The sequence below is a fragment of the Lysinibacillus sp. FSL H8-0500 genome, assembly GCF_038051955.1.
In the GTDB taxonomy this organism is placed as follows: domain Bacteria; phylum Bacillota; class Bacilli; order Bacillales_A; family Planococcaceae; genus Lysinibacillus; species Lysinibacillus macroides.
The window spans coordinates 2,505,248-2,527,779 of the sequence record NZ_CP150292.1 but is presented as its reverse complement, the minus strand read 5'-3'; the positions used below and the strand labels follow the sequence as shown (position 1 = coordinate 2,527,779).

25 protein-coding genes are annotated in these 22,532 nt (G+C 38.8%); 17 read left to right on the top strand and 8 right to left on the bottom strand.

All coding sequences use genetic code 11. The annotated features are described in order from the left end of the window. Nucleotides 1–23 precede the first annotated feature (23 nt). The 3 genes from MHB44_RS12060 to thrS all read left to right on the top strand — a co-directional run bounded on the left by MHB44_RS12060 (nucleotide 24) and on the right by thrS (nucleotide 3,310). Nucleotides 24–611, top strand: coding sequence for a hypothetical protein (locus MHB44_RS12060; protein WP_341299346.1), 588 nt, complete (start codon nucleotides 24–26; stop codon nucleotides 609–611). Between the two features lie 12 nt (nucleotides 612–623). After that, nucleotides 624–980 (top strand): hypothetical protein, encoded by a 357-nt coding sequence (locus tag MHB44_RS12055; RefSeq protein ID WP_341299345.1) that lies wholly within the window; start codon nucleotides 624–626, stop codon nucleotides 978–980. Between the two features lie 416 nt (nucleotides 981–1,396). Next, on the top strand, nucleotides 1,397–3,310 hold the full coding sequence (gene thrS, locus MHB44_RS12050; RefSeq protein ID WP_341299344.1) for a threonine--tRNA ligase: 1,914 nt from the start codon (nucleotides 1,397–1,399) through the stop codon (nucleotides 3,308–3,310). A gap of 115 nt (nucleotides 3,311–3,425) precedes the next feature. On the opposite strand, the gene MHB44_RS12045 is transcribed toward thrS, so the two are convergent. Further along, nucleotides 3,426–3,587, bottom strand: coding sequence for an aspartyl-phosphate phosphatase Spo0E family protein (locus MHB44_RS12045; RefSeq protein WP_341299343.1), 162 nt, complete (start codon nucleotides 3,585–3,587; stop codon nucleotides 3,426–3,428). 986 nt (nucleotides 3,588–4,573) lie between these two features. Here MHB44_RS12045 and MHB44_RS12040 point away from each other — a divergent pair. From MHB44_RS12040 to MHB44_RS12030, 3 genes are all read left to right on the top strand, one after another. Then, nucleotides 4,574–6,001: a serine hydrolase domain-containing protein gene (locus tag MHB44_RS12040; RefSeq protein WP_341299342.1), complete on the top strand. Its 1,428-nt coding sequence runs from the start codon at nucleotides 4,574–4,576 to the stop codon at nucleotides 5,999–6,001. A 250-nt stretch (nucleotides 6,002–6,251) separates the two neighbouring features. Further along, nucleotides 6,252–6,452 (top strand): hypothetical protein, encoded by a 201-nt coding sequence (locus MHB44_RS12035; RefSeq protein WP_341299341.1) that lies wholly within the window; start codon nucleotides 6,252–6,254, stop codon nucleotides 6,450–6,452. Between the two features lie 17 nt (nucleotides 6,453–6,469). Next, nucleotides 6,470–6,778, top strand: a complete 309-nt coding sequence (locus tag MHB44_RS12030; protein ID WP_341299340.1) for an SMI1/KNR4 family protein — start codon at nucleotides 6,470–6,472, stop codon at nucleotides 6,776–6,778. Nucleotides 6,779–7,091: 313 nt separating this feature from the next. Here the strand turns inward: MHB44_RS12030 and MHB44_RS12025 are convergent, their stop codons facing one another. From MHB44_RS12025 to MHB44_RS12015, 3 genes are all read right to left on the bottom strand, one after another. Further along, a complete protein-coding gene (locus MHB44_RS12025; RefSeq protein WP_004230248.1) occupies nucleotides 7,092–7,292 on the bottom strand; it encodes a cold-shock protein in 201 nt (66 codons plus the stop codon). 177 nt (nucleotides 7,293–7,469) lie between these two features. After that, nucleotides 7,470–8,096, bottom strand: coding sequence for a response regulator transcription factor (locus MHB44_RS12020; RefSeq protein WP_341299339.1), 627 nt, complete (start codon nucleotides 8,094–8,096; stop codon nucleotides 7,470–7,472). Next, the gene (locus MHB44_RS12015; RefSeq protein ID WP_341299338.1) at nucleotides 8,071–10,314 is read right to left on the bottom strand and encodes an ATP-binding protein; all 2,244 of its coding nucleotides are present in this window, start codon (nucleotides 10,312–10,314) and stop codon (nucleotides 8,071–8,073) included. Before MHB44_RS12015 ends, MHB44_RS12020 begins: the two co-directional genes overlap by 26 nt. A gap of 164 nt (nucleotides 10,315–10,478) precedes the next feature. On the opposite strand from MHB44_RS12015, the gene MHB44_RS12010 reads away from it, so the two are divergent. The 4 genes from MHB44_RS12010 to MHB44_RS11995 all read left to right on the top strand — a co-directional run bounded on the left by MHB44_RS12010 (nucleotide 10,479) and on the right by MHB44_RS11995 (nucleotide 13,000). Beyond that, nucleotides 10,479–11,381 carry a hypothetical protein gene (locus tag MHB44_RS12010; RefSeq protein WP_341299337.1) on the top strand — a complete coding sequence of 301 codons (903 nt, stop codon included), beginning with the start codon at nucleotides 10,479–10,481 and terminating at the stop codon, nucleotides 11,379–11,381. A 62-nt stretch (nucleotides 11,382–11,443) separates the two neighbouring features. Further along, a complete protein-coding gene (locus MHB44_RS12005; protein WP_341299336.1) occupies nucleotides 11,444–12,421 on the top strand; it encodes a thymidylate synthase in 978 nt (325 codons plus the stop codon). A 147-nt stretch (nucleotides 12,422–12,568) separates the two neighbouring features. Beyond that, nucleotides 12,569–12,748 (top strand): hypothetical protein, encoded by a 180-nt coding sequence (locus MHB44_RS12000; protein WP_341299335.1) that lies wholly within the window; start codon nucleotides 12,569–12,571, stop codon nucleotides 12,746–12,748. Between the two features lie 45 nt (nucleotides 12,749–12,793). Beyond that, the gene (locus tag MHB44_RS11995; RefSeq protein ID WP_341299334.1) at nucleotides 12,794–13,000 is read left to right on the top strand and encodes a thymidylate synthase; all 207 of its coding nucleotides are present in this window, start codon (nucleotides 12,794–12,796) and stop codon (nucleotides 12,998–13,000) included. A gap of 60 nt (nucleotides 13,001–13,060) precedes the next feature. Here the strand turns inward: MHB44_RS11995 and MHB44_RS11990 are convergent, their stop codons facing one another. Further along, nucleotides 13,061–14,014 carry a DUF5643 domain-containing protein gene (locus tag MHB44_RS11990; RefSeq protein ID WP_341299333.1) on the bottom strand — a complete coding sequence of 318 codons (954 nt, stop codon included), beginning with the start codon at nucleotides 14,012–14,014 and terminating at the stop codon, nucleotides 13,061–13,063. A 2-nt stretch (nucleotides 14,015–14,016) separates the two neighbouring features. After that, nucleotides 14,017–14,526, bottom strand: coding sequence for a sigma-70 family RNA polymerase sigma factor (locus MHB44_RS11985; protein ID WP_341299332.1), 510 nt, complete (start codon nucleotides 14,524–14,526; stop codon nucleotides 14,017–14,019). 235 nt (nucleotides 14,527–14,761) lie between these two features. Between MHB44_RS11985 and aspA the strand changes: the two genes are divergently transcribed. Continuing rightward, a complete protein-coding gene (aspA, locus tag MHB44_RS11980) occupies nucleotides 14,762–16,183 on the top strand; it encodes an aspartate ammonia-lyase (protein WP_341299331.1) in 1,422 nt (473 codons plus the stop codon). 102 nt (nucleotides 16,184–16,285) lie between these two features. Here aspA and MHB44_RS11975 read toward each other — a convergent pair whose 3' ends face one another. Next, nucleotides 16,286–16,666 carry a hypothetical protein gene (locus MHB44_RS11975; RefSeq protein ID WP_341299330.1) on the bottom strand — a complete coding sequence of 127 codons (381 nt, stop codon included), beginning with the start codon at nucleotides 16,664–16,666 and terminating at the stop codon, nucleotides 16,286–16,288. 94 nt (nucleotides 16,667–16,760) lie between these two features. Between MHB44_RS11975 and MHB44_RS11970 the strand changes: the two genes are divergently transcribed. Then, the gene (locus MHB44_RS11970; protein ID WP_341299329.1) at nucleotides 16,761–17,138 is read left to right on the top strand and encodes a PH domain-containing protein; all 378 of its coding nucleotides are present in this window, start codon (nucleotides 16,761–16,763) and stop codon (nucleotides 17,136–17,138) included. Between the two features lie 81 nt (nucleotides 17,139–17,219). Here MHB44_RS11970 and MHB44_RS11965 read toward each other — a convergent pair whose 3' ends face one another. After that, entirely contained in the window at nucleotides 17,220–18,362 is a 1,143-nt protein-coding gene (locus MHB44_RS11965; RefSeq protein WP_341299328.1) for an MFS transporter, read from the bottom strand. A gap of 197 nt (nucleotides 18,363–18,559) precedes the next feature. Between MHB44_RS11965 and MHB44_RS11960 the strand changes: the two genes are divergently transcribed. The 5 genes from MHB44_RS11960 to MHB44_RS11940 are packed head-to-tail and all read left to right on the top strand — an operon-like array spanning nucleotide 18,560 to nucleotide 22,437. Then, complete coding sequence (locus tag MHB44_RS11960; RefSeq protein ID WP_341299327.1) at nucleotides 18,560–19,531, top strand: VOC family protein; 972 nt, start codon at nucleotides 18,560–18,562, stop codon at nucleotides 19,529–19,531. A 26-nt stretch (nucleotides 19,532–19,557) separates the two neighbouring features. Continuing rightward, on the top strand, nucleotides 19,558–20,289 hold the full coding sequence (locus MHB44_RS11955) for a PIG-L deacetylase family protein (protein ID WP_341299326.1): 732 nt from the start codon (nucleotides 19,558–19,560) through the stop codon (nucleotides 20,287–20,289). After that, on the top strand, nucleotides 20,289–20,999 hold the full coding sequence (locus tag MHB44_RS11950) for a 4-carboxy-4-hydroxy-2-oxoadipate aldolase/oxaloacetate decarboxylase (protein ID WP_341299325.1): 711 nt from the start codon (nucleotides 20,289–20,291) through the stop codon (nucleotides 20,997–20,999). Before MHB44_RS11955 ends, MHB44_RS11950 begins: the two co-directional genes overlap by 1 nt. Nucleotides 21,000–21,013: 14 nt before the next feature. After that, on the top strand, nucleotides 21,014–21,394 hold the full coding sequence (locus MHB44_RS11945; protein ID WP_341299324.1) for a RidA family protein: 381 nt from the start codon (nucleotides 21,014–21,016) through the stop codon (nucleotides 21,392–21,394). A 32-nt stretch (nucleotides 21,395–21,426) separates the two neighbouring features. Continuing rightward, nucleotides 21,427–22,437 carry a TRAP transporter substrate-binding protein gene (locus MHB44_RS11940; RefSeq protein WP_341299323.1) on the top strand — a complete coding sequence of 337 codons (1,011 nt, stop codon included), beginning with the start codon at nucleotides 21,427–21,429 and terminating at the stop codon, nucleotides 22,435–22,437. Nucleotides 22,438–22,532 lie beyond the last annotated feature (95 nt).

Here is a 22,532-nt window from a genome sequence, read left to right as displayed (position 1 = left end):
TTATAGGATGGAGGAGAATAGACATGAATGAACATTTAGCAACGGACAAGCCACACGCAATAGATGAGCAAATTTGTGCACTTTTACAGCAACGTAAAGAGCTAATCAATCATAAGCCAAGCCTTCCTTCCGCTGAAACCATCAAGGAATGGGCACAACAATATGGCTTTGAGGAAGCATTTTTAGCTATGATTTTTAGCTGGCTAAGATCAGAAAAATACTATCAACCACTTGTAGAACCAACGGGCTTTCGTCGCTATCTTCCTGTTTTACAGTCAGTGGAAATAAATAAACGGCTTTATACAGTTGCCGTTATTCGCCAATATCACAATGCGAGTGTTGTGCAATTATTGGTCGATTGGGATGCCCAGCAAGTGCCTGTGCAGGATATTCGTGAAAAATTAAAGCATCGTCATTTTGGATTGTTTATCAGTGACCATTACAAATGTCGTAACAAAGGTATAAAAGGCTCAGAAGGACATGAATGTCATACATTTATTGTGACACCACCATTGCCAGATCATATAGAAGGGCTTGACTTTATTTTTACTGAATATAAAGATGTCTTTGAAGAACGATCAACAGGCTTCGAAGTAACCATTCAAGGTTAGGGGGAATGTCTAATGAAAAAATGGATTTTTCCAATACTAATGTTGATGTTGCTAGCAGCCTGTCAAAATCCCCAGCAAGAGGTGCATTACATTGCCAAAAGTGAGCATTGGAAAGCGGTGTACCATAGCAATGCCAAGGAGGGCCTACGCTTGTTTTATCTAGGCGATCACGATGATTTGGGGCCTTTACAAATCACGCTGGAAGGGACAAAAGAATCTCAAACATTGGATGATGCACAGTTAACCAAAGATGGGTATTATTCTTTTACACGAAAAGAAAGTGAGAAGATTTTTAGACGAGATGCGAAGCCAAAGATTCATATGCAATGGCAATTAAAGAGAGAGACTTTAGAAGTGAAAAATCATTAGTAGATAACAAAAATATGCGAATTGAGCAGGGTAGGTATGTGGTGGTCATTTGTCGGTCACTCGATATTTTTTTAAATTCAGTGTTTGACAAAAAATCCAGTATTCGTTATAGTAATTAACAATTTCATGCAAAAATGAAATGGGCAATGAAAAGGACAAGAGATTTGATCAACCATTTTCAGAGAGGGAGGCAATTGCTGCAAGCTTCCTAATGTTGTGATCCCATCTTACTACCTTGGAGCCGTGCTTGGAAACTTGCACCGTTTTTTGCGACGTTACAGCAAAATCAATGAGCCACTAGCACATAAACTAGTGGGAATTTGGGTGGAACCACGGGTAAACAACACATACTCGTCCCTTTGGAGGGGCGAATATGTGTTTTTTTATTTTTATTTTTACTAAAAAGGAGTAGAGACATGTCAAATCAAAGTATTCATATTCAATTTCCAGATGGTCAACAGCAAGCATTTACAAAAGGTGTGACACTAACCGATATTGCACAAGCGATTCGTCCAGAGCTGCGCAAAAAGGCAGTAGCAGGAAGTATTAATGGAACCATCATTGATTTGACGTGCCCGATTATGGAAGATGCTCAAATTACATTGTACGATGCAAGCTCAAAGGAAGGGATCGAGGTCATTCGCCATTCTACGGCCCATTTATTAGCGCAGGCAATTAAACGACTTTACCCACATGCACAATTTGGGGTAGGACCAGTCATTGAAAATGGCTTTTATTATGATATAGATATTGCAGATACTCTGACACCGAGTGATTTGCAGCAAATTGAAAAGAAAATGAAACAGATAGTGCAGGAAAATATACCTGTCCATAGACGTGAGGTTTCACGCGAAGAAGCGAAGCAATTATTTGCCCATGATGCGTTAAAGCTTGAACTGCTAGAGGCAATTCCTGCGGGTGAGCTAGTCACGATTTATGAGCAGGGAGAATTTTACGATTTATGTCGTGGCCCACATGTCCCATCTACAGGCAAGTTACAGCATTTTAAATTAATGCATGTGTCGGGTGCTTACTGGCGAGGTGATAGCAATAATCAAATGCTTCAGCGTATTTATGGCGTTGCCTTTGCCACAAAGGAAGAACTGCATGATCATTTTGTCTTTTTGGAGGAAGCGGAAAAGCGCAATCATCGCAAGCTAGGCAAAGAGCTGTCGTTATTTATGTTTTCAGAAGAAGCACCTGGCATGCCATTCTATTTAGCCAATGGTCAAATTTTACGAAATGAACTGGAATCGTATTTGCGACATTTACAAGCAAAATATGACTATAGGGAAGTACGAACACCGCTGATGATGAACCAACGCCTATGGGAACAATCGGGTCATTGGGATCATTATAAGGACAATATGTATTTCACACAGGTGGATGACCAAAGCTTTGCCTTAAAGCCGATGAACTGTCCTGGGCATATGCTGATTTTCAAAAATGCCTTACATTCCTATCGGGATTTACCAATACGTATGGCGGAATTTGGGCAAGTACACCGACATGAATTTAGTGGCGCCCTAAATGGTCTATTGCGTGTACGAACATTTTGTCAGGATGATGCTCATATTTTTGCAACACCACAGCAAATTGAGGATGAAATTGCGCTGGCACTGAAAATTATTGATGAGGTATATAACGTCTTTGGTTTCGAATATACAATTGAATTATCGACACGGCCAGATGATTATATGGGTGATTTGGCGCTGTGGGATCAAGCAGAAGCAGCATTAGAAAATGTCCTAAACAATTTAGGCATTGCCTATACAATCAATGCGGGAGATGGGGCATTCTATGGACCGAAAATTGATATCCATATTAAAGATGCGATTCAGCGCAGTCATCAATGTGCAACGGTTCAGCTTGATTTCCAGCTACCAGAGAAATTTGATTTAACATATATTAATGAACACAATGAAAGGGTGAGACCTGTTGTCATCCATCGTGCAGTGTTTGGCTCGATCGATCGCTTCCTAGGTATTTTAATCGAGCATTTTGGCGGAGCATTCCCAACTTGGCTTGCCCCACAGCAAGTGCAGGTCATTGGTGTAGCAGAGGTACATCAAGACTATGCCACACAAGTAGTGGAAGCCTTACAACAGGCACAAATTCGGGTGCAATTAGATGACCGCCCTGAGAAGCTAGGGAAGAAAATTCGAGAGGCGCAGTTACAGAAAATACCATATATTATTGTGATTGGTGATCGAGAGGTTGCTAATCAAAGTGTAAGTGTCCGTAAACATGGGCAGCAGGCCTCTATTGAAAAATCACTGAAGCAATTGCTAGAGGGCATAACAGCAGAAGTGCAGCAAAAAAGTCTATAAAAGAAAGCTTGCTTTGAATTATAAATATTCAAGGCAAGCTTGTCATTTTATAAAAAATAGGGCTCCTAAAATGGGTGTATTGTGCATATATAGTAGAAGCGCTAACATCAGTCGATTAGGAAGTCTTTAAATATTTATTTAGTAGAACGTCCAATTCTTGACTGTAATCTACCACAATAGGGTGGGTAAAACCAAGATCCTTTGCTTTTTTATACATAATTCTTCGTTTGATCTCGATTTCTGCCTTCAAGAATTGTTTAAGCAATAAGTTTACCACAATATTTTCCTCCTATTTTGATTCATACTCATAAAATAAATGCCTTTGGCCTTGATTCAACCTTTTCATTGTATATCAAGTGATGTGAAAAAAATGTCATATCGTGTATCACAGGTGAAATTCGTCATATAGTCATAGATAAGGATATGGACCCTTATTGTCAAAAAGGAAAAGGATCGTTAATACTGCATGTTACAGGCGTCCTTTGAATTTTTTAATATGTAGAATAATCAAAAAAATTGTATCCTTTTTACTAAGAGGAAAGTTGTGGGTAAGGTGGAATTTTCGAATTATGATAGTATTTTGTCATATTTTATCAAATTAGCATTGATGCTGTTTGGAAATAGAGGACGATTTCCACTCATAAGTAATAGTAGTAATTTTAAGATAATTAATGAATGTTGTGTTTAAGTTTTCTATCAATCTTGGCTGTTTACTATATGTAAAAGTAGGAGATAAGGAGAGGATTATAGCTTAAAAAGAGCTCCCCTTACCATATGCTTATTCAACAATTAAAAATATTTTCCATTGTTAGTCTTCCCTGTAGAAGGGCTATAAATCTAAGATTGATAAACGTCTGTTGTACTTTTCGCAACTCCTTTATTAATAAATGTTTTTATCATAACAGAAGGGCGTTATAGAGTAGAGCTGTGTAAAATATGCCTATAATAAAGAAAGAGGGTGTATAATGATAATAAAGTTATTGAATTTTGATTAATAAAAGATAAGAGCCTTACTACATTCTACGTAGCAAGGCTCTTTAAAGTTATTTCAACTTACATCCATCTGTTTATATAATACTTAAAAAATGAATAATAAAGTCGTTTACTTCTTATTGAATTAACGCATCTGTCGTTTAAGTGTAACTCTTCACAATTACTTGACATTCTATAGGTGAATAGAAAGATAAATTAAAATTTAGTTTAGGAGTTGTAAAAGTAGGTTATTTATATTATTCTCTTATAATTTTTCAAAAAGGAGAGTTTATGAAAAAGATTATTGTTTTTGTATTAACGCTATTTATATTATTCTCAGGATTCGCAACACAAAGTTATGCTCTGTCAGATTCGAAATCTGCGGCAATACAAGCGTTGCTAGATGATGCCTCTCGTATATCAGGTGTGCCGGGAATGTCCATCTCAATACTTGCTGATGATGAAGTGTTCTACTTTTCTTCAGGGTATGCTGACCGTGAAAAGGGGCTGTCTGCAAGTGAAAATACACTGTATGAGCTAGCCTCGGTCAGTAAAGCTTTTACCGGGATGGGTATTATGCTGTTGGAAGAGCAAGGGCTGCTCTCAATGACTGACCCTGTCCAAAAATATTTACCGTGGTTTACGTTAAAGTATCAAGGGAAACCTGTGGATATGCAAAGCCTTACACTAAATAACTTTCTTCACCATACCAGTGGTCTAACAAATAGTAGGCATACTCAACATATTCCACAAGGCAATACACCAGATATGTTGCAAAAGACTGTGGAAATGCTTGTAGATGCTGAATTGGCGTTTCCTCCCGGTGAACAGTATAACTATGGAACCGTTAATTATGACGTATTGGGTTTGGTTATTGAGGTTGTATCGCGACAAAGCTATGAAGATTTTATGAAGGAAGAGGTATTTCAGCCATTAGGTCTTTACCAGACGTATGTTTATAAAGAAGATGCTCAAGCCACTGGACAGTTGGCACAGGGCTACCGTTCTTCCTTTTTTATGACAACTCCATTTAAAGCTCCGGATTATGCTGGGAATAAACCCGCAGGCTACATCATTTCTAATACAAAAGATATGGCGCGTTGGATGGGCATACAGATGGGTACCGTGCAGGACATACCCGAAATATTCCACACGGTTATCGAAAAATCACATAGGGGTGATATGTCTGTTTCGGCTGTCAACGATATGTATTATGCGGCAGGTTGGTTGGTAAACGCCGACCAAACGATTATAGAACACACTGGGGGCAATCCAAATTTCAGAACCGAAGTTGCCATACTGCTAAATGAACGAACAGCCATCTGCTTGCTGAGCAACGGTGCAAATACCAATATAAACCTGGTACTAAAAGTTAAAGATATATTAGACGGCAATCTAACTCAGTCATATGAAATAAGTGGCACACAGCTTTTGGATATCATTTTGTCGTCTATCACAATTATTTTTTGCCTATTGGCCGTTTTGCTATTTCTCTTAGGATTACGCAGAAGGAAAACGAATGAGCGGCAGCCAATGACAAAAAAGAGAATAATCGTAACAGTTATTTTCCTGATTGCTACGATTGCCCTAGGTATACTGTGCTGTGCTTTCGATTGGTCAACGATACTTATTTGGCAAACATATAGTACTCTTACAGCTTTGATTTCGTCAGCATTATTAACAGCAAGCCTTACATGGTTTGTATACACTCACCAATAAAATACCTCACTCCCAAGATAAGCAGAATGTTAAGTAATTAAATTTTAATTTTTCGGTATGCTTAATTTGAAAAACATAAGGCACTTCGGTGTCTTTTTTAATATCATCGACAATTTTCCTAGTCAAACCTAATTTCTATTGCTTCCACTAACCTGCTCTGTTCGTGGAATATGGATTTTTAAACAACTTTATTATTTCTGCACAGAGGGTAGAGGAATGCATACAGTCTATTTTCAAAACTTATTAGCCTATGGAACAACTCCAATTACAGCAGGCAATAGGTGCAACAGATGAACAAATTCAAGCCTTGCTGGAAATTTTCTCAAACTGCCCCCAAGCCTTACTAGAGCTTTTACAGGATATTAAAGGTACCTATTATTGTCAGCATGGCAAAGAAACGATTTATGTTCTTGGGCTAGGCTCTGATATAGGGATTATCCATACTATTTAAAGTCTGTAGAGTAAATAGTGGCGGATTATCATGATAAGCGTGAAACTATTTTTGAACGGTATAAAGATTTTTTAGAGCATGTGGAGATAGATGAAAAGATTAATAGGCATGTGCCCTTGAATGAACGTTTATGCTTTACAGATTGTATGAATAATGGGGAACATCTTGATTTTACGCCAAATGAAGCGGGACAGGTTGGACAAGTGGTGCGTTATGTGCATGATCCTGATAGTTTTGCGGTGATCGCTTCTTCCTTTGAGGAATACTTACAGCAACTTATGGCAGGGGACTATGAATTTACGACAATTTTTGAGGAGGAGTTTTAAGCCCATATAAGATATCAAGCCTTACCACAAAGCTAGGGTGAGGCTTACTTTTATTTTGTAGCTTTTATAAATAAAAAGGATGGTCTGCGTAGCTCCTTTTCAAGTGATCAATCTAGTGAAAGCTTCGCTCAATAATAGGATAAAAGTGATCAATCTAGTGAAAGCTTCGCTCAATAATAGGGTAAAGTGATCAATTCAACAAAGGAAACGCTCATATAGGACAATAAAAATGCTTAACCAACCCATCGCAATTCAAAAAAGACATTCTACAGGAGAATGTCTTTTAATGTTGCACGTCTATGTTAGGTGAAGATTATAGTTTCACTACATTCGTTGCTTGAGGTCCACGGCTACCTTCTTCTACGCCGAATTCAACCTTTTGACCCTCTTCTAATGTTTTGAAGCCATCTGATTGGATTGCTGAGAAATGTACGAATACGTCATTGCCGCCTTCCACTGCGATGAAGCCAAAACCTTTTTCTGCGTTAAACCATTTTACTGTTCCTTGTGTCATGTAAACACCCTCCCAAAAAAATTCAACAATCAATTACTTCAATAGCAAGTTGAATCTATCTTTCTTCATCGTAGCACTTGAAGGAATATAATCATTGCCTTTATTATAATACAGATTTGAGTAGATATCCAGTAAATTCCGCTTTTAGTAAGAAAAATATATATTACTACATGCTGACTAGTTAATCCAAGCTTTTTCCTTAGCGACAATCACAGCCTCTGCCCGCGATTCTACATTGAGCTTCACAAAAAGCTTTGATAAATAATTTTCTACTGTGCGCTGCGTCACACCTATGGCTGAGGCAATTGCTTTATTTGTACAGCCCTGGGCAACAAGCTGTAAAATTTCCTGTTCTTTATCGCTGAGTAAGATTTCCTGCTGAATATTTGGTAAATTGGTGCGTTGCTGGATAAAGTCTAAAAAATCGGCTGCGAGTAAAATTTCACCGCGAAACGCCGCCTGAATTGTTTGAATCACTTGCTCCTTCGTTGCCAGCTTCGATAATAAACCATCAATTTTTTTCTCAATTAATAGCTCATAATAATCAGATAGTTCATAGCCTGTATAAAGAATAATCAATGCTTCAGGCTGCTTTTTCTTAATGTTCTCGGATAGCTGGATACCATTAATTGGCTTCATATTAATGTCAATAAGAAATAGCTGAAAGGCTTCCGATTCCATTCTTGTTAGCACCGCAGCGCTATCCTGCTCTGTTTCAATATGGACATTTGTTAAATCCTGTAACAAGGTTTTCGTACCATCTAAAACGACAGGATGATCATCTATAATCAGTATATTCATCATATGAATCTCCGTCCTCCTGTATTTGAATAAAAATATGCATCCCTTCATTGCGACTTGATTGGATTGTAATCGTACCATTAAAAGCACGGACACGCTCTCGGATACCATTAATGCCCATCGAAGCGGAGGACTGCATTAATTGCTCAATATCACAGCCCACACCATTATCATCATACTGCAACGTAAAGCCATGGGGGATTGCTTGTAATTGTAGCGAAACCTCTGTTGCTTCGGCATGCTTAATGGCGTTATTGAAAAGCTCCTGTACAAGACGATAGACAACTAAATGAAGCGTAGCATCCTGAAAGTGTATGCGTTCTATGTGCGTAGTTAATAAAAAATCAGCGCGTATTTTTACCTTTTGGATTAATTTTTTTAAGGCCATTTGTAAACCAAAGGTGTCCAAAAGAGGGGGGCTTAAGTTTTCACAATATTCGCGTAAGTCCTTCGAGGCATTTAAGAGTTGCTCCCGAATATCAAGAACTCGTTCTTTTTTAATGACCGCTGCCTCCGCAAGTACATCCAGCTCCCTTGCCAAATGAAGCTGCTCCTGCAAAATCGTATCATGTAATTCCTGCGCTAAAATACTTTTTTCCTTCTCAATAATGTTCCATAATAGCTTATCGAGCCAAGGCAACGCTGTATCACTAGTATTTTTCATATGCTGAATTTCAAGCACTAAATCCTCAATTAACTGTAAATTATTAATAAACATCGACACATAGAGTGCTAGCAATTCTAACCATAGCAGCTCTTCCTTTTGCAAGGCATGTCTAATTTCAAGTATGATTTTTTCATCACCTGCATCATGTAATAACAATTGCGTATAATTGTCTTGATACTCGAGGGCGATGTTTTCCTCTGTGACAGTTTGAATATAAAAGGCGGTTGTGCCAAGTTTTTCAGTAAGTTCGGAGGTAAAACGCTCCAATAGCTCCTGTTGTGTTTTCGCTTTCCCCATACGCTGCACCGCGGCATATAAATTATGTACATAATTGCCAGTAGAGGAGAAAATAATTTTCCGATATTTAAAATCAATACGCTCCTTGATATAAAAGCTTGCGAGCATTCCCATAAAAACAAGTAAAAAGATACTTGTGAGATGAACGATGGAGAGCTGTCCCATAAATAAGAGCGCAATACCTGCTGTTAGCAACAACGCGCTAAAAAAAGCTAATGTCGAATAATAACGTAAACGTGATAGTTGGTATTCAATATCAAATAGCCGTTCATTCACCTGAATAAACAAAAAGGAGAAAGGAATAAACAATAAAAATAATGCTGCCACCTCTGCATGGAGCAATGGCTTATGCCCTAAAATTTCAGGTGTTACAAAAAATAATAGAAATGGTAAAAAAGGAATGATAAAGGCAATAGCAATTAAACGTAGCTTCGCCAATTTTGTACGTAAATAGCTTGTCACTAAAATATAAATCGCATAGAGCACAAGTAGGGCAAATAAGCTTAAGTTTAATAGCGGTGTTAGTTCTCGCATTGCGGGTATAAATCCTTCTATTATGTAACAGCACGGAATAATAAGCGGTAGTAGATAGAGCCATTTGCTATGCATATAGGACCATTGAATATGTTGATAATGGAAAAAGTGCTGTAAAAAGTGGATAAAGAGCACCATACATAAAACAATGCAAACTCCAATCACAATTCCCCCAATAAAATTGCCTCGTGCTGAAGCCCCTGTACTGATATAGGCTAGGGAGCATGTTAATAAAAATAACGTTAATAAAAACATCGGTACATTATTTTTATTGCGATAGCCTAAATACAGAGCGACGACAAAAGCTAATAGAAAATAAAAGATGGGGAATAAAATTTGCAAATATAATTCTTCCGGGATGTCTCTATGCTTCACAGTAATGGCATGAACTGTGTGATCATGCTTCTGAATCGTTAGTGTATTGGCACTTCGAATAACAGCATCAAGTTGTACGGAACGATTCTCTAAGGCAGGCTTTCCATCAATTGTAACAACAATATCGCCTTTTTCAATATTTTTTTGCTGTGCCCACTGCGGATAGTAAAGATCTATAATAACAGGCTGACCATTTGTTGTATCAAGGGTAATACTAATAAAAGGTGTTTTAATGGCAATCCCTAATACATAGATACCAAGTACTAAATAAAGTAAAAAAATACTATATGTCCGTGTTTTCATTGCCAAATCTCTATTATGTCTATCATCATAATGCCTCCAATTCATTGCCTTGCTTCCTTTTATTATCGCTAATAATTGTTAATTTTGGAATACCGAAATGATGGGTTTCGGAAAACCACTATTGCTTTTTCGGAATAACGAAATAGTTTTTTCGGACAAGATTATGATAGGGTGAAATAAAGAGTTGTGACGAAAAGGAGGAGTATTGCGTGAAAAATGGTAGTTTAACACTTATTTTGTTGTTTCTTATCGCTATCATCGCCAATCCATTGACCGCAATTGCTAAAACTACAGATCAGGAGAAAGTTAAAGTCGAAATTTGTATGATCGGCAGTGATAATTATTTTGTTTATAAAATTCCAAAGCATTTACATAAGGATATTCCCTATACAGAAATGAGCAATGGTATTCAATCCACCTTAGCCAGTCATTGGCAGATCAAGGAGGCTTATTATCAGGCCGAGCAATCAGATGTTGCCTATACCTTTTATATTCAAGATTTATTTCAAAAGAAGCAGGATGGTCAGCTAAAAGTGGCCATTCCTTATCGTATTTTAGTAGGGATGTTTGGGGAGCAAGATCCAATTCAATTGCGTATTTTAGCAAGTAAGCTATCAGAGTGGACCGTCAATACAAAGGACTGGGCAGCACTGGGCTTTATGGAGCCTCTTACTTCATTTAGTGAGCGCGAGTATATTTATGAGGGGGCTGTTCATGATCTGTTAAGCCAACGTGTTGGGCATTTTGATGGGACTATTCATAAAGGTCAATTCTTCACCTATAGCTTGCTATACTTTGGATTTATCGGCATCCAGCTACTAGCCTGCTTTCTATTATCCAGAAAGTTAAAACGCAAGGTGATTAATAATCCAGAAAATATGCATCATTTTCGCAAGCTCAATTATATGTATCAAATTGTGCCAATAACTATTATTATAGGTCAGGTTATCTTCCTTGTGCTATCAGGTTTGATGACAGCCTTTAGTCTCTATTTTAGTGCAGGCATTGATTTACTGATGATTGTTGGACCGATCTTGTTAAATATTATCCTGCTTCCAACCTTTTTCGTCACAGCAGAGAGTAAAATTTCACGAGAGCTGAATAATCTTTAACGAAAAAATACAATGAAATGATATAATGATCAACAGCAAACTTGAAGGAGCTGTTGAGAACAATGACACATCCAGAAATGGCGTACTTACATTTACTACAACATATATTGGAGCATGGCGCGAAAAAAGAGGATCGTACAGGCACAGGCACGTATAGTATCTTCGGCTACCAAATGCGCTTTGATTTAAGCAAGGGCTTTCCGCTCCTCACAACAAAGCGCGTACCTTTTAAGCTTGTTGCCAGTGAATTATTATGGTTTATAAAGGGCGATACCAATATTCGTTATTTATTGCAGCATAATAATCATATATGGAATGAATGGGCATTTAAGAAATGGGTGGAATCTGACGAATATACAGGGCCTGATATGACAGATTTTGGCCGTCGCTGTTTAGTAGATGAGTCCTTTAATACCCTTTATCAGCAAGAGCTTGCATTATTTTGTGAGCGTATTTTAATGGATGATGCTTTTGCAGAAAAATATGGTGACCTTGGCAATGTCTATGGCAAGCAATGGCGTCGTTGGACAAATTCCGAGGGGCAGGAAATTGACCAGTTACAAGATGTGATTGACCAAATTAAAACAAATCCAGACTCTCGCAGATTAATCGTGAATGCATGGAACCCTGAGGATGTTATCAATGCAGGTGCAAAGGGCAGTAAATCGGCGCTTCCACCATGTCATGTGATGTTCCAATTTTATGTGACAAATGGTAGGCTCAGCTGTCAATTAATGCAACGAAGCTTAGATACACTGCTAGGTTGTCCATTTAATATTGCCTCCTATGCGTTATTAACGCATCTAATTGCCCATGAATGTGGGTTAGAGGTAGGCGAGTTTATCCATAGCATTGGCGATGCTCATATCTATATCAATCATGTGGAGCAAGTGAAGGAGCAGCTTTCACGCACACCTAAAGACTTACCAACACTACGCATTAATCCAGCGAAAACCTCTATTTTTGAGATAGAGCTGGAGGATTTATCGATTGAAGGCTATGATCCACATCCTACGATTAAAGCCCCAATCGCTGTATAAAAGAAGCAGCAGCCGTCATGGTTGCTGTTTTTTCAAAAGATAAAATAGATGGATCGATAGTTGACATAAAAAGTAAAAAATGTTTATATTAATAGTGGCATTATTTGGAACTATAGATGTGTAAATTCAATGATAGAGGTGAAAGCTGTGGAAAAAACAATGGTATGTCAGGTAGATGAACATGTACAGCAGTCTCGTCGGCAAATAGTTGCTAAACGACGACAGAAGCTTTCTGCCAACACGTTAAATTTGTCCCAACAGCAAATTCACGAAATAATGCAAGTCATCGAGGAGATTCGGTTAAAAGGCTATCAAGAAACACTATAAATGAAAGCGCCTCCTAAGCTATAATAGCTTAGGAGGTGTTTTTTGGTGAACGTAGTTTTCGTTGATTCATTTTCTGGAGAGGAGCTGCTGCAAATGGTGTCACAAGATGTAGCAGGTGTTTTAGCAGCAGCCCAAGGAGAAAGTGTGACATTCCCTGTCGGTCATTTTAAATATGAATTTCATAATTTAGATTTTTATGAGGAAGACGGGCACATCCGTCAAGAATTAGTGATTTATGTAAAGAAAGTATAAAAGGATGGTCGTGTTTTAAGACGACCATCCTGAAAAAAACCAATCAGTGGGTTTACTTTATTATGGCTGCACGACTAGCTGTTCACTTTTCTTCGTGCCGATATAAAGAGCTTGCTTGCTAAAGAATGCGCCTGGGAAATGCAGTATACCTGAGCCATCATCCTCATGTGTGGCGGAATCCCACATGTAGCGCTCACCATTTTTGTCAAATAGTGCGAAATCGAGCCTTTGTGAAGCGTTGCTATAGTATATTGTTGTTGAAATAGGTGTTGTAACGATGCGTTCAACTGTAAAGCTTTGTCCATCAGCTAGTGTTATAGGCTGCTGAATTGAGTATTCTTTTGTTTGCTGTTGAACAGCTTCCTGTGTTGCCACAACATTGAATGTCCAAGGCTCCTCCAATAGCTGTCCAAACGGCTGTTTGTCATTTGGCAGATGCATACGGTTATAGCTTAATTGTATAGATACTTGTGCAGCGTCTACTGGCTGCGGTAGCTTGATTTCATTATAGATGGTAAACATAGCATTATTTTGCTCAATGGATTGTGTACTAACGCCTATATCTTCAATTGGCTGTCCGTTGATGGAAATTGTTGGCATTAGCTGATGGCGATAAGAGAATGTTCGCTTGGCTGCTGGCTGTAATGTCGCACTGACAAGCACTTTATCGTAGTCAAGCAGTACCTCATTGACCGTTAAAGCACCAAATTGTGTTATTACGGTTTCACCTACAATGTTTTTATAATTACCCCAATCGACGGCTTTATCCTGCCGCCATTCCTCCAATAAACTAGCGACAAATGGCATATTGGCAATGCTTTGATGCTGAAAGATAACAATACTAAGCACTAAAATAGCGACAGTGCCAATGCGATAGCCAATACGACGGCGTTTCCTAGGCAATTGTTTAACAATACGGCGCTTTAGTCTTTTCTGCTCTAGCTTTGTCAGGGGTTGCTCCTCAAATTCAGTGGTATCTATTGTAATATCATTAAAATCTTTATACATACCCATTGCTACACCTCGTCTCTTAAAAATAATGTGCGTAATTTTTGACGACTGCGTGATAATTTATTATGCACCCATGATGTCTTTGTCTGGTAGTGCTGGGCAATTTCCTTCGCTGCTAGTCCCTCAAAATAGTATTTTTGAAAAATCTCCTGCTCCTTTTGTGGTAATTGACGAAGGAGTGTGTGCCAATCTAGCTCCATGTCTTGTGTTGTTGCAAGCTGCTCAGGTAATTCAACGGTAGTCTGCTGCCGTTCTATTTTTCTTAGCCTATCAATGGCTTTAAATTTGGCAATCACCGCAATCCAGTTTTTAAAGTCATTTTTGGTTGCATCAAAATCGTCAATATGATACCAAATGGCTACAACAATATCTGCCATACATTCCTCGATTTCCTGTGGTCTGCCTGCAATATATTTGCGTACAATGGCGTTCAATAAGCCGCCATAGTGTTCAAGTAATAATGTTACGCCCTGTTCTTGTTTTTGCCGAATGGCTTGAAGTATTTGTTTGTCCATGACACACCTCTCTAAACGTTTTTTCGCGAAAAGTCCGTTCACTCTTATATTCGTTGGGATTGTCAAAACCTATCATATTTTTTAGAAAATAAATAAAAACTTTCACCATCTTCTAAAATAAGCTCATTTTTAAGCAGATTTTTTACTTTTTCAAGAAAGAGCGTAAAATGCCTGTTTACAATCCTGCATTAATTAGCTACTATCAAGGATGAGTATCACATAAAAGGAGACGACAATGATGTCAACACAACGTATAGAAAAAGATTTTTTAGGTGAACGCATACTACCAGCAGAGGCGTATTATGGGATTCAAACATTACGTGCAACAGAAAACTTCCCAATTACAGGTTACACAATCCATCCAGCATTAATTAAAGCAATGGGCATTGTGAAGAAGGCGGCTGCACTTAGTAATATGGAGGTTCATCTATTATCGAAGGATATTGGTGAGGCAATTGTCGAAGCAGCACAAGAGGTCATTGATGGAAAATGGGCTGCACAATTTATTGTAGACCCTATTCAAGGTGGGGCAGGTACCTCCATTAATATGAATGCCAATGAGGTGATTGCCAATCGTGCCCTAGAAATTTTAGGGAAAGAAAAGGGTGACTATCACACAGTAAGCCCAAACAGTCATGTTAATATGTCACAATCTACAAATGATGCTTTTCCAACAGCTATTCATATCGCTGTGTTACATTTAATAGATGAATTACTAGTAACGATGGATACGATGCAGGCTGTATTCCATCAAAAGGCAGAGCAATTTGCACATGTCATTAAAATGGGACGTACCCATTTACAGGATGCTGTGCCTATTCGCCTAGGGCAAGAGTTTGAAGCGTATTGCCGCGTCATTAATCGTGATATTGTACGTATTCGCCAAACGCGTCCAAATTTATATGATGTCAATATGGGGGCAACGGCTGTTGGCACAGGCTTAAATGCCTTCCCTGATTATATTAAAACAGTGGATGAGCATCTTGCTGAAATTTCTGGTTTCCCGTTAAAAGGTGCAACCCATTTAGTGGATGCAACACAAAATACCGATGCCTATACGGAAGTATCAGGGGCATTAAAAATTTGTATGATTAATATGTCAAAAATCGCCAATGACTTACGCTTAATGGCTTCTGGTCCACGTGCGGGCTTAGCAGAAATTGTCTTACCAGCGCGCCAGCCAGGGTCATCCATTATGCCGGGTAAGGTCAACCCTGTTATGCCTGAGGTACTCAACCAAGTGGCGTTCCAAGTAATCGGCAATGACCATACAATTTCATTGGCATCCGAGGCAGGTCAATTAGAATTAAACGTGATGGAGCCTGTATTAGTCTTTAATCTGATCCAATCCATCAGCATTATGAATAATGTTTTCCAAGCGTTTACAGAAAATTGCTTAAAGGATATTGAAGCAAATGAAGTGCGTATGAAGGAATATGTAGAGAAAAGTGTAGGGGTGCTCACGGCTGTTAACCCACATATCGGCTATGAGGTGGCTGCACGTCTTGCACGTGAGGCAATTTTAACAGGTCGCTCTATTCGTGAGCTTTGCATTGAAACGGGTGTCTTAACAAGTGAGCAATTAGACTTAATTTTAGACCCATATGAAATGACACATCCAGGTATTGCAGGCTCTAGCCTTATGCAATTAAAATAATCACATTGACTGTAGACCAGCTTTTTCAGGCGATCTACAGTCTTTTTGGTTCTATAAAGGGACATATGCAAAATACTTTGTCCAGTAGGTCTCTTTTGTCACCTAAGAAAGCAGTGTACGTAGCGATGCTGTGGCTTCTTCTGTGAGGGCGTAGAGCGTATGTGTATCTGTTGCCTCCATTAAGCTACTTTGTTGTCCCTCTTGCCCTAGCCATAGATAATAATTGGATTTCTGGCTCTTTGTAGTGACAAGCTGTAAATCAAATTCAGGGTCCACAACATTCACAGCTCCCTCCTGCTGCACCGCGGTTGCGATGGCATGTTGGAAGATATCTAGTGATGTCTTGTCTGTATATACGGCAAAAAAATCACTATTCATTTCACCAAATCCTTGGCTTTTTGAAATGTTCACGTTAGTAAGCTGTCCCTGTCCACAACCCGTGGCAATCACTAGAAGAAGTAATAATAAAAGGATACGCACCATTGAAATCATCACCTCACCTTATTATATAATAAACAAGCTGCTGCTGTCGTAGGCTTAGCTCCTTTGTAATATAGTAGAAAAAAGGAGGAGACAGATGGGGTTATTTGATGGATTAATTGGCAATGCAAGTGAGGTGAATTTGGAAAAATTACAGGAGGAGGTCAAGGATTTATTAATCACCAATGAAACAATCCAGAATGCCTATAAAATTATTCGAGATACTTTTATTTTTACGGATAAACGATTGATTTTAATTGATAAGCAGGGCGTCACAGGCAAGAAAACGGAATATCATTCTATTCCCTATAAAAATATTGTTCATTTTTCTGTGGAAACCGCAGGCACATTTGATTTAGATGCAGAGCTAAAGATCTGGGTTTCGGGCAGTCAATCACCGATACAAAAAAACTTTAACAAGTCCACAAATATTTATAAAGTTCAAGGTGTCCTAGCGAAGTATGTGTTAGGATAGGCCCATTGATGGTAATCTAGCAAGGATTAAAAAAGCCCACATTTTATGTGAGGCTTTTTTAGTGTGTTAGCATATGGAGCGCTACGTTTTAGATTTTTTCAATGGTTGAAGCAAGGACCTACCACTCAGCACGAAGAGGGTAGTATTGAACCAAAATATTGAAAAAAAACCTAAAAAGCTAATGCTGCCAAATAGGATAGGTACGGTAAATTGCACAGCTTTATTAACGGTTAGGCGAATACCTAATACTTCTCCTGTGTGACCTGCTGGTGAATGGTCATATGCCATCACAATGGACAATGGCTGACAGCAACCAAGACCTAAACCCATTATAAATGACAGCAGAGCTAATAGTGGGACGGTTGTGACAAATGGCATAAAGAAAAATGTAACTGCAGCAATGAGTAAACAGCCCCCAATAATTTGTATCGATGTAAATTTGCGCTGTAAAAATGGCATAAGTAAGCGTGAAAGTATAAATGCACATGCATTGATACTGACTAATACACCAATGATTGAAGCCGATAAGCCAAGGGAATCCGTATAAATTGGGAAATAAAACTCAAATAAGCCGACCCCTGTTAAAATAACCCCACTTGTAACAAATACTTTTTTTAGCTGTGGATGAAAGAGCAACTGTAAAAAGCTCCGCTCCTCTACGATCTCCTTCAACGTAACCTTCTTTTTCTTAATAGGTATAAACAAAAAAATCACGCCAGAAGTCAGGGCAAAAATTCCCAACACCATATAAGCAATACGATAATGAAAGAAATCGATAGCACCCCCAACAATTAACGGACCAATTAAATTAGCAATAGATACAGATAATGTATAGATACCATAATTTTTGGCGCGATTAGCGGAAGTACTTACAGTGCCAATTAAATTTTGACTGCTCACCACCGTTAAAATTTGGAATAAACCAAAGCTTACTTGCACAGCTAATAATACATATAAATTATTGTAGAAAAAGTATGGCATAAATAATGAAAGCGCTGCTCCAATCATGCCTATTGCTAATAAATAATTGATCGCGATCCGATCTGATAATCTGCCTGCATAAGAGGCGAGTAACATTGGAAATAGAGAACCGAGCGCTAGAATAATACCTAACATGGTAGGGCTAGCCTCTAAATGTAAGCCTGTTAATGTTACTAAAATAATATTTCCTTTTAAGCTAATTTGAAAAAGCAATGTTAAGAAAACGACAATATAGAAATTCATTACTACACATCCGTTTAACAATTTTGTTGAACAATTATATTGTAAAACGAATAAAATAATTGTCAACCAATTACAGAATGAGTTATTAGGATAAACCTATTATTTTAAATATTTAGAAAAAACATTGACTGTGAATAAAATAGTGTTTTATAATTGGTTTGCAATATTGTTCAACAATTATTGAAGGGGTGATGGCAATGGAAGAGTTTCAAAAGGAAGCAATTGATGATATTGCGCATATTGCACATGTGGAGTTGTTTACACCAACACTACAGGAAAGTATTGATTTCTTCTATGAAAGCTTAGGGTTAGAAATTGTCAAGCAAACAGCCAACAAGGCCTATATGCGTTGCTGGGGTGACTATGAGCAATACTCTATTATTTTAACGCAAGCCGATGAACCAGGTGTGGGGCATACTGCTTTTCGTGTTAAAAGTCCACAGGCTTTAGAACGTCGAGTGATAGCAATTGAAGAAGCGGGTGTTCAGGGAGAATGGATAGAGGCCGATTTTGGACATGGACGTGCTTATCAATATCATGGTCCAGACGGTCATTTAATGGAGCTTTATTTTGAAACGGAAAAATATCAAGCACCTGAACATTTACGCCCAACCTTAAAAAATCAGCCACAAAAGTTTTTAGGGCGTGGGGCAGCGGTTAAAAATTTAGACCATATTAATTTTTTATCGTCTGATCCTGAAAAAGATGGTGATTTCGCTGAGCATGTACTCGGTTTACGTTTAACAGAACAAATTCGTTTAGACAATGGCACACGTCCAGCCGTTTGGTATCGTGCTAATAGCAAGTCCTATGAGCTTGTTTACACAAAAGACGCAACTGAAGCAAAGGCCCGCTTCCATCATTTAGCTCTGTCAGTGGATACCAATGAAGGCATTTGGCGCGCGGCAAATTTATTTGTCGATCAAAATGTCTTTATCGAATTTGCACCAAGTAAACATGCAATTAACCAAACGTATTTTGTATATGTTTATGAGCCAGGCGGTAATCGTATTGAAATTTGCTCTGGTGGCTACTTAGTAGTAGACCCAGACTTTGAGGTCATTACATGGACAGAGCAGGAACGTAAGCGTGGTCAAGCTTGGGGCAATAAAACCATCGAAAGCTTCCATACATATGGAACGCCAATTGTCAAAGAAATTGTGAAATAAATGAATGCTATATCGGAGGGATAAGGATGATTGATTCAACGACAAACGTACTCATTGTGAGTGCACATGCTGCAGACTTTGTATGGCGCAGTGGCGGTGCTATTGCAAAATATGTGAAACAGGGTGCAAACGTCCATTTAGTTATTTTAAGCTATGGTGCCCGTGGTGAGTCCAATGATTTATGGAATATAGAGGGACAAACATTAGAAAACGTAAAAGCACAACGTAAAGCAGAGCTTGAGGCAGCCGCTAAATGCCTAGGAGTGACCAATATTGAAATTTGGGATTACCAAGATTATCATATGCAGCTTAATGAAGAGCGTATGGAACGTTTAGTTTATAAAATACGTGCTGTCCAACCACATATCATTATTACACATGGTCCTCGTGACGCATTTAATCCTGATCATGAAGCCGTCTCAAAATTTGTCTTTGATGCTAGCGTACTATCCACTTCCAACGGTGTACGTTTAGAGGGGACAAAGACGGCAAAGCAAGCGAAAATCTTTGGCTTTGAACCACATCAATCTGAAATCTCTGACTTCAAGCCAGATGTGATTTTAGATATTTCAGAAGTATATGAGCGAAAGAAAGCAGCGATGGAATGCTTTAAGGCGCAAAAACACTTAATTCAGTACTATGGCTATAAAGCAGAGCTACGTGGCAATCATGCGCGCCGTTGCTCTGGTAACAACGACTATAAACAAGCGGAGGCATTCAGCAGATTCTTCCCCTATGTTGGAGGTGAATTTGTGTAATGCAAAAATATGTGGTTAAAGAGATTCAGCGTCCAGCACTAGCACTCGTGCAGCAATATCGTCAACTAGATGTTTCTACAGTTTATGAGGCACAAGGCAAGCAAGGAATTATGAACCCGCGGCTAAAACCTATTTTATCGAATAAGATCATTGTCGGGCCTGCTGTCACTGTTATTTGTCAGGCGGGTGACAATCTTATGATTCATGCAGCCATTGAAGTGTGTAAACCAGGCGATATTTTGGTCATTACCACAGCAGGCGATTGTGTAGCAGGAATGATTGGTGAATTAATCGTCACAGCGTTAATGAAAAAAGGTGTTCAGGGTGTCATTATTGATTCGGGGATTCGAGATGTGCGACAGCTTCGCGCATTAGACTTCCCTGTGTGGACGCGTGATATTTTATCACAGGGAACAAACAAAATAAAGGGCGGCTGGGTCAATGCACCAGCAACCTGCGGGGATGTCACGGTAGCACCTGGTGACTTAATTATGGCAGATGATGATGGAGTCGTGGTTATTAAAAAAGAAGACCTGCAAAGCACATTGGATTTATCCAATGCTCGCCTTAGAAAAGAAGAGGGCACAAAGGCAAAAATTGATAGTGGTCAAATTAGCGTAGATTTCTACAATTTGCGCCCTGTTTTAGAGGCAGAAGGCGTTGTTTATTATGAAAATGAAGAGGAATTATTGCAAGCTAAACATTCATAAGGGGGTATATCGGGATGATAAAGCGTGAGGTACTGCATATTAAAGGCTCTGAACATCAAAATCCAATTCCTACTGCTGTGAAAATTGGCAATATGGTTTATACATCTGCCTTAATCGGCTCAGATCCAGACACAGGGGAGATACCAGAGGATGTCAATAAGGAAATTCGCAATCTATTTTATTACGTAGAAGAAATTATGAAGGCAGCAGGGGGGACTACCGACAATATTGCACACCTTAGCGTCTATATGGTTGATCGAAAATATAAGGAAAATGTCAATATTGAATGGCTAAAAATGTTCCCACATGCGGATAATCGTCCAGCACGTCATACAACAGAAAAGAGCTTGCGACAGGGTTTACGTGTGCAATTTGAAATGACCGCTGTACTTTAATGTTCGGTATTCAATAAAAAGGGGTGGAAGTCATGAAGAAATGGTTTTCTATGCTAGTATTAGGTGCTTTAGCAGTAGTATTAGCGGCTTGTGGTGGTGATGCAACAGGTGGCTCAGGCGATACAGTGGATGCAGACAAGGGGCAAGCTTACACATTTAAGCTAGGTCATGAAGCAGCCGATTCACATATTAAGTTTAAGGTTGCTGAAAAGTTCGCTGAGGAGCTCGAAAAAAATTCAGACGGTCGTATGAAGGTAAATATCTATCCAGCCAATCAATTGGGCAAAGAAGCGGATATGCAGCAGCAAGTGGAGTCGGGTACTTTAGACTTTGCCATTTTAAGTAATGGGACGATGAGTAGTATTTCTGAATCTATTAATGGGTGGTTTATGCCCTATTTGTTTGAAGATTTAGAGGCAGCAGCTAAAGCCTCAAATTCTGAGCCTGCTAAACAGATGATGACAGACCTTGAAGAAAAAGGCATGGTAGGCTATGGTGTTTTCTTTGCGGGACAGCGCCATATTATCGCCAGTAAAGGGCTTCAATCTGTAGCAGATTTAAAAGGGTTAAAAATTCGTATTCCTGGTAGCCCTGTGTTCGAATCTTATTATAAAGCTTTAGGGGCGGGCCCAGCTTCCATGCCTTTACCGGAGGTCTATACATCCTTATCAACAGGGGTAATTGATGCAGTGGATACGGATTTAGATGCAGCGGTATCACAAAAATTTTACGAAGCAGCAGAAGTGCTTACGTTAACAGGTCATATTGTTTTTCCAGAAGTAGTCATTGGTAGCAAAAATGTCATAGATGGTTTAAGTGAAGAAGATCGTCAAATCATAGCAGATACTTGGCAATCCGTGATTGATTGGGGTGTACAAGAAGGGATCGCTAAAAACGACGCATTGTTACAAGAGTTAAAAGATTTAGGTGTGACAGTAAATGAAATCTCTGACCTTACAGCATTTAAAGAAGTAAGTAAGAGCGTCTATGAGCAATACTCTTCAAACGATACCATTAAAGCATTTATTGAAGCGAATCAATAGCTAGACGTGGCTGTCCATTCAGCGCTGTTAGAAAATGTGAGGGGGGGTAGGGGTGTTCAACAACATTCCTACCGTTCTTATTTTGCAGAGGAGGA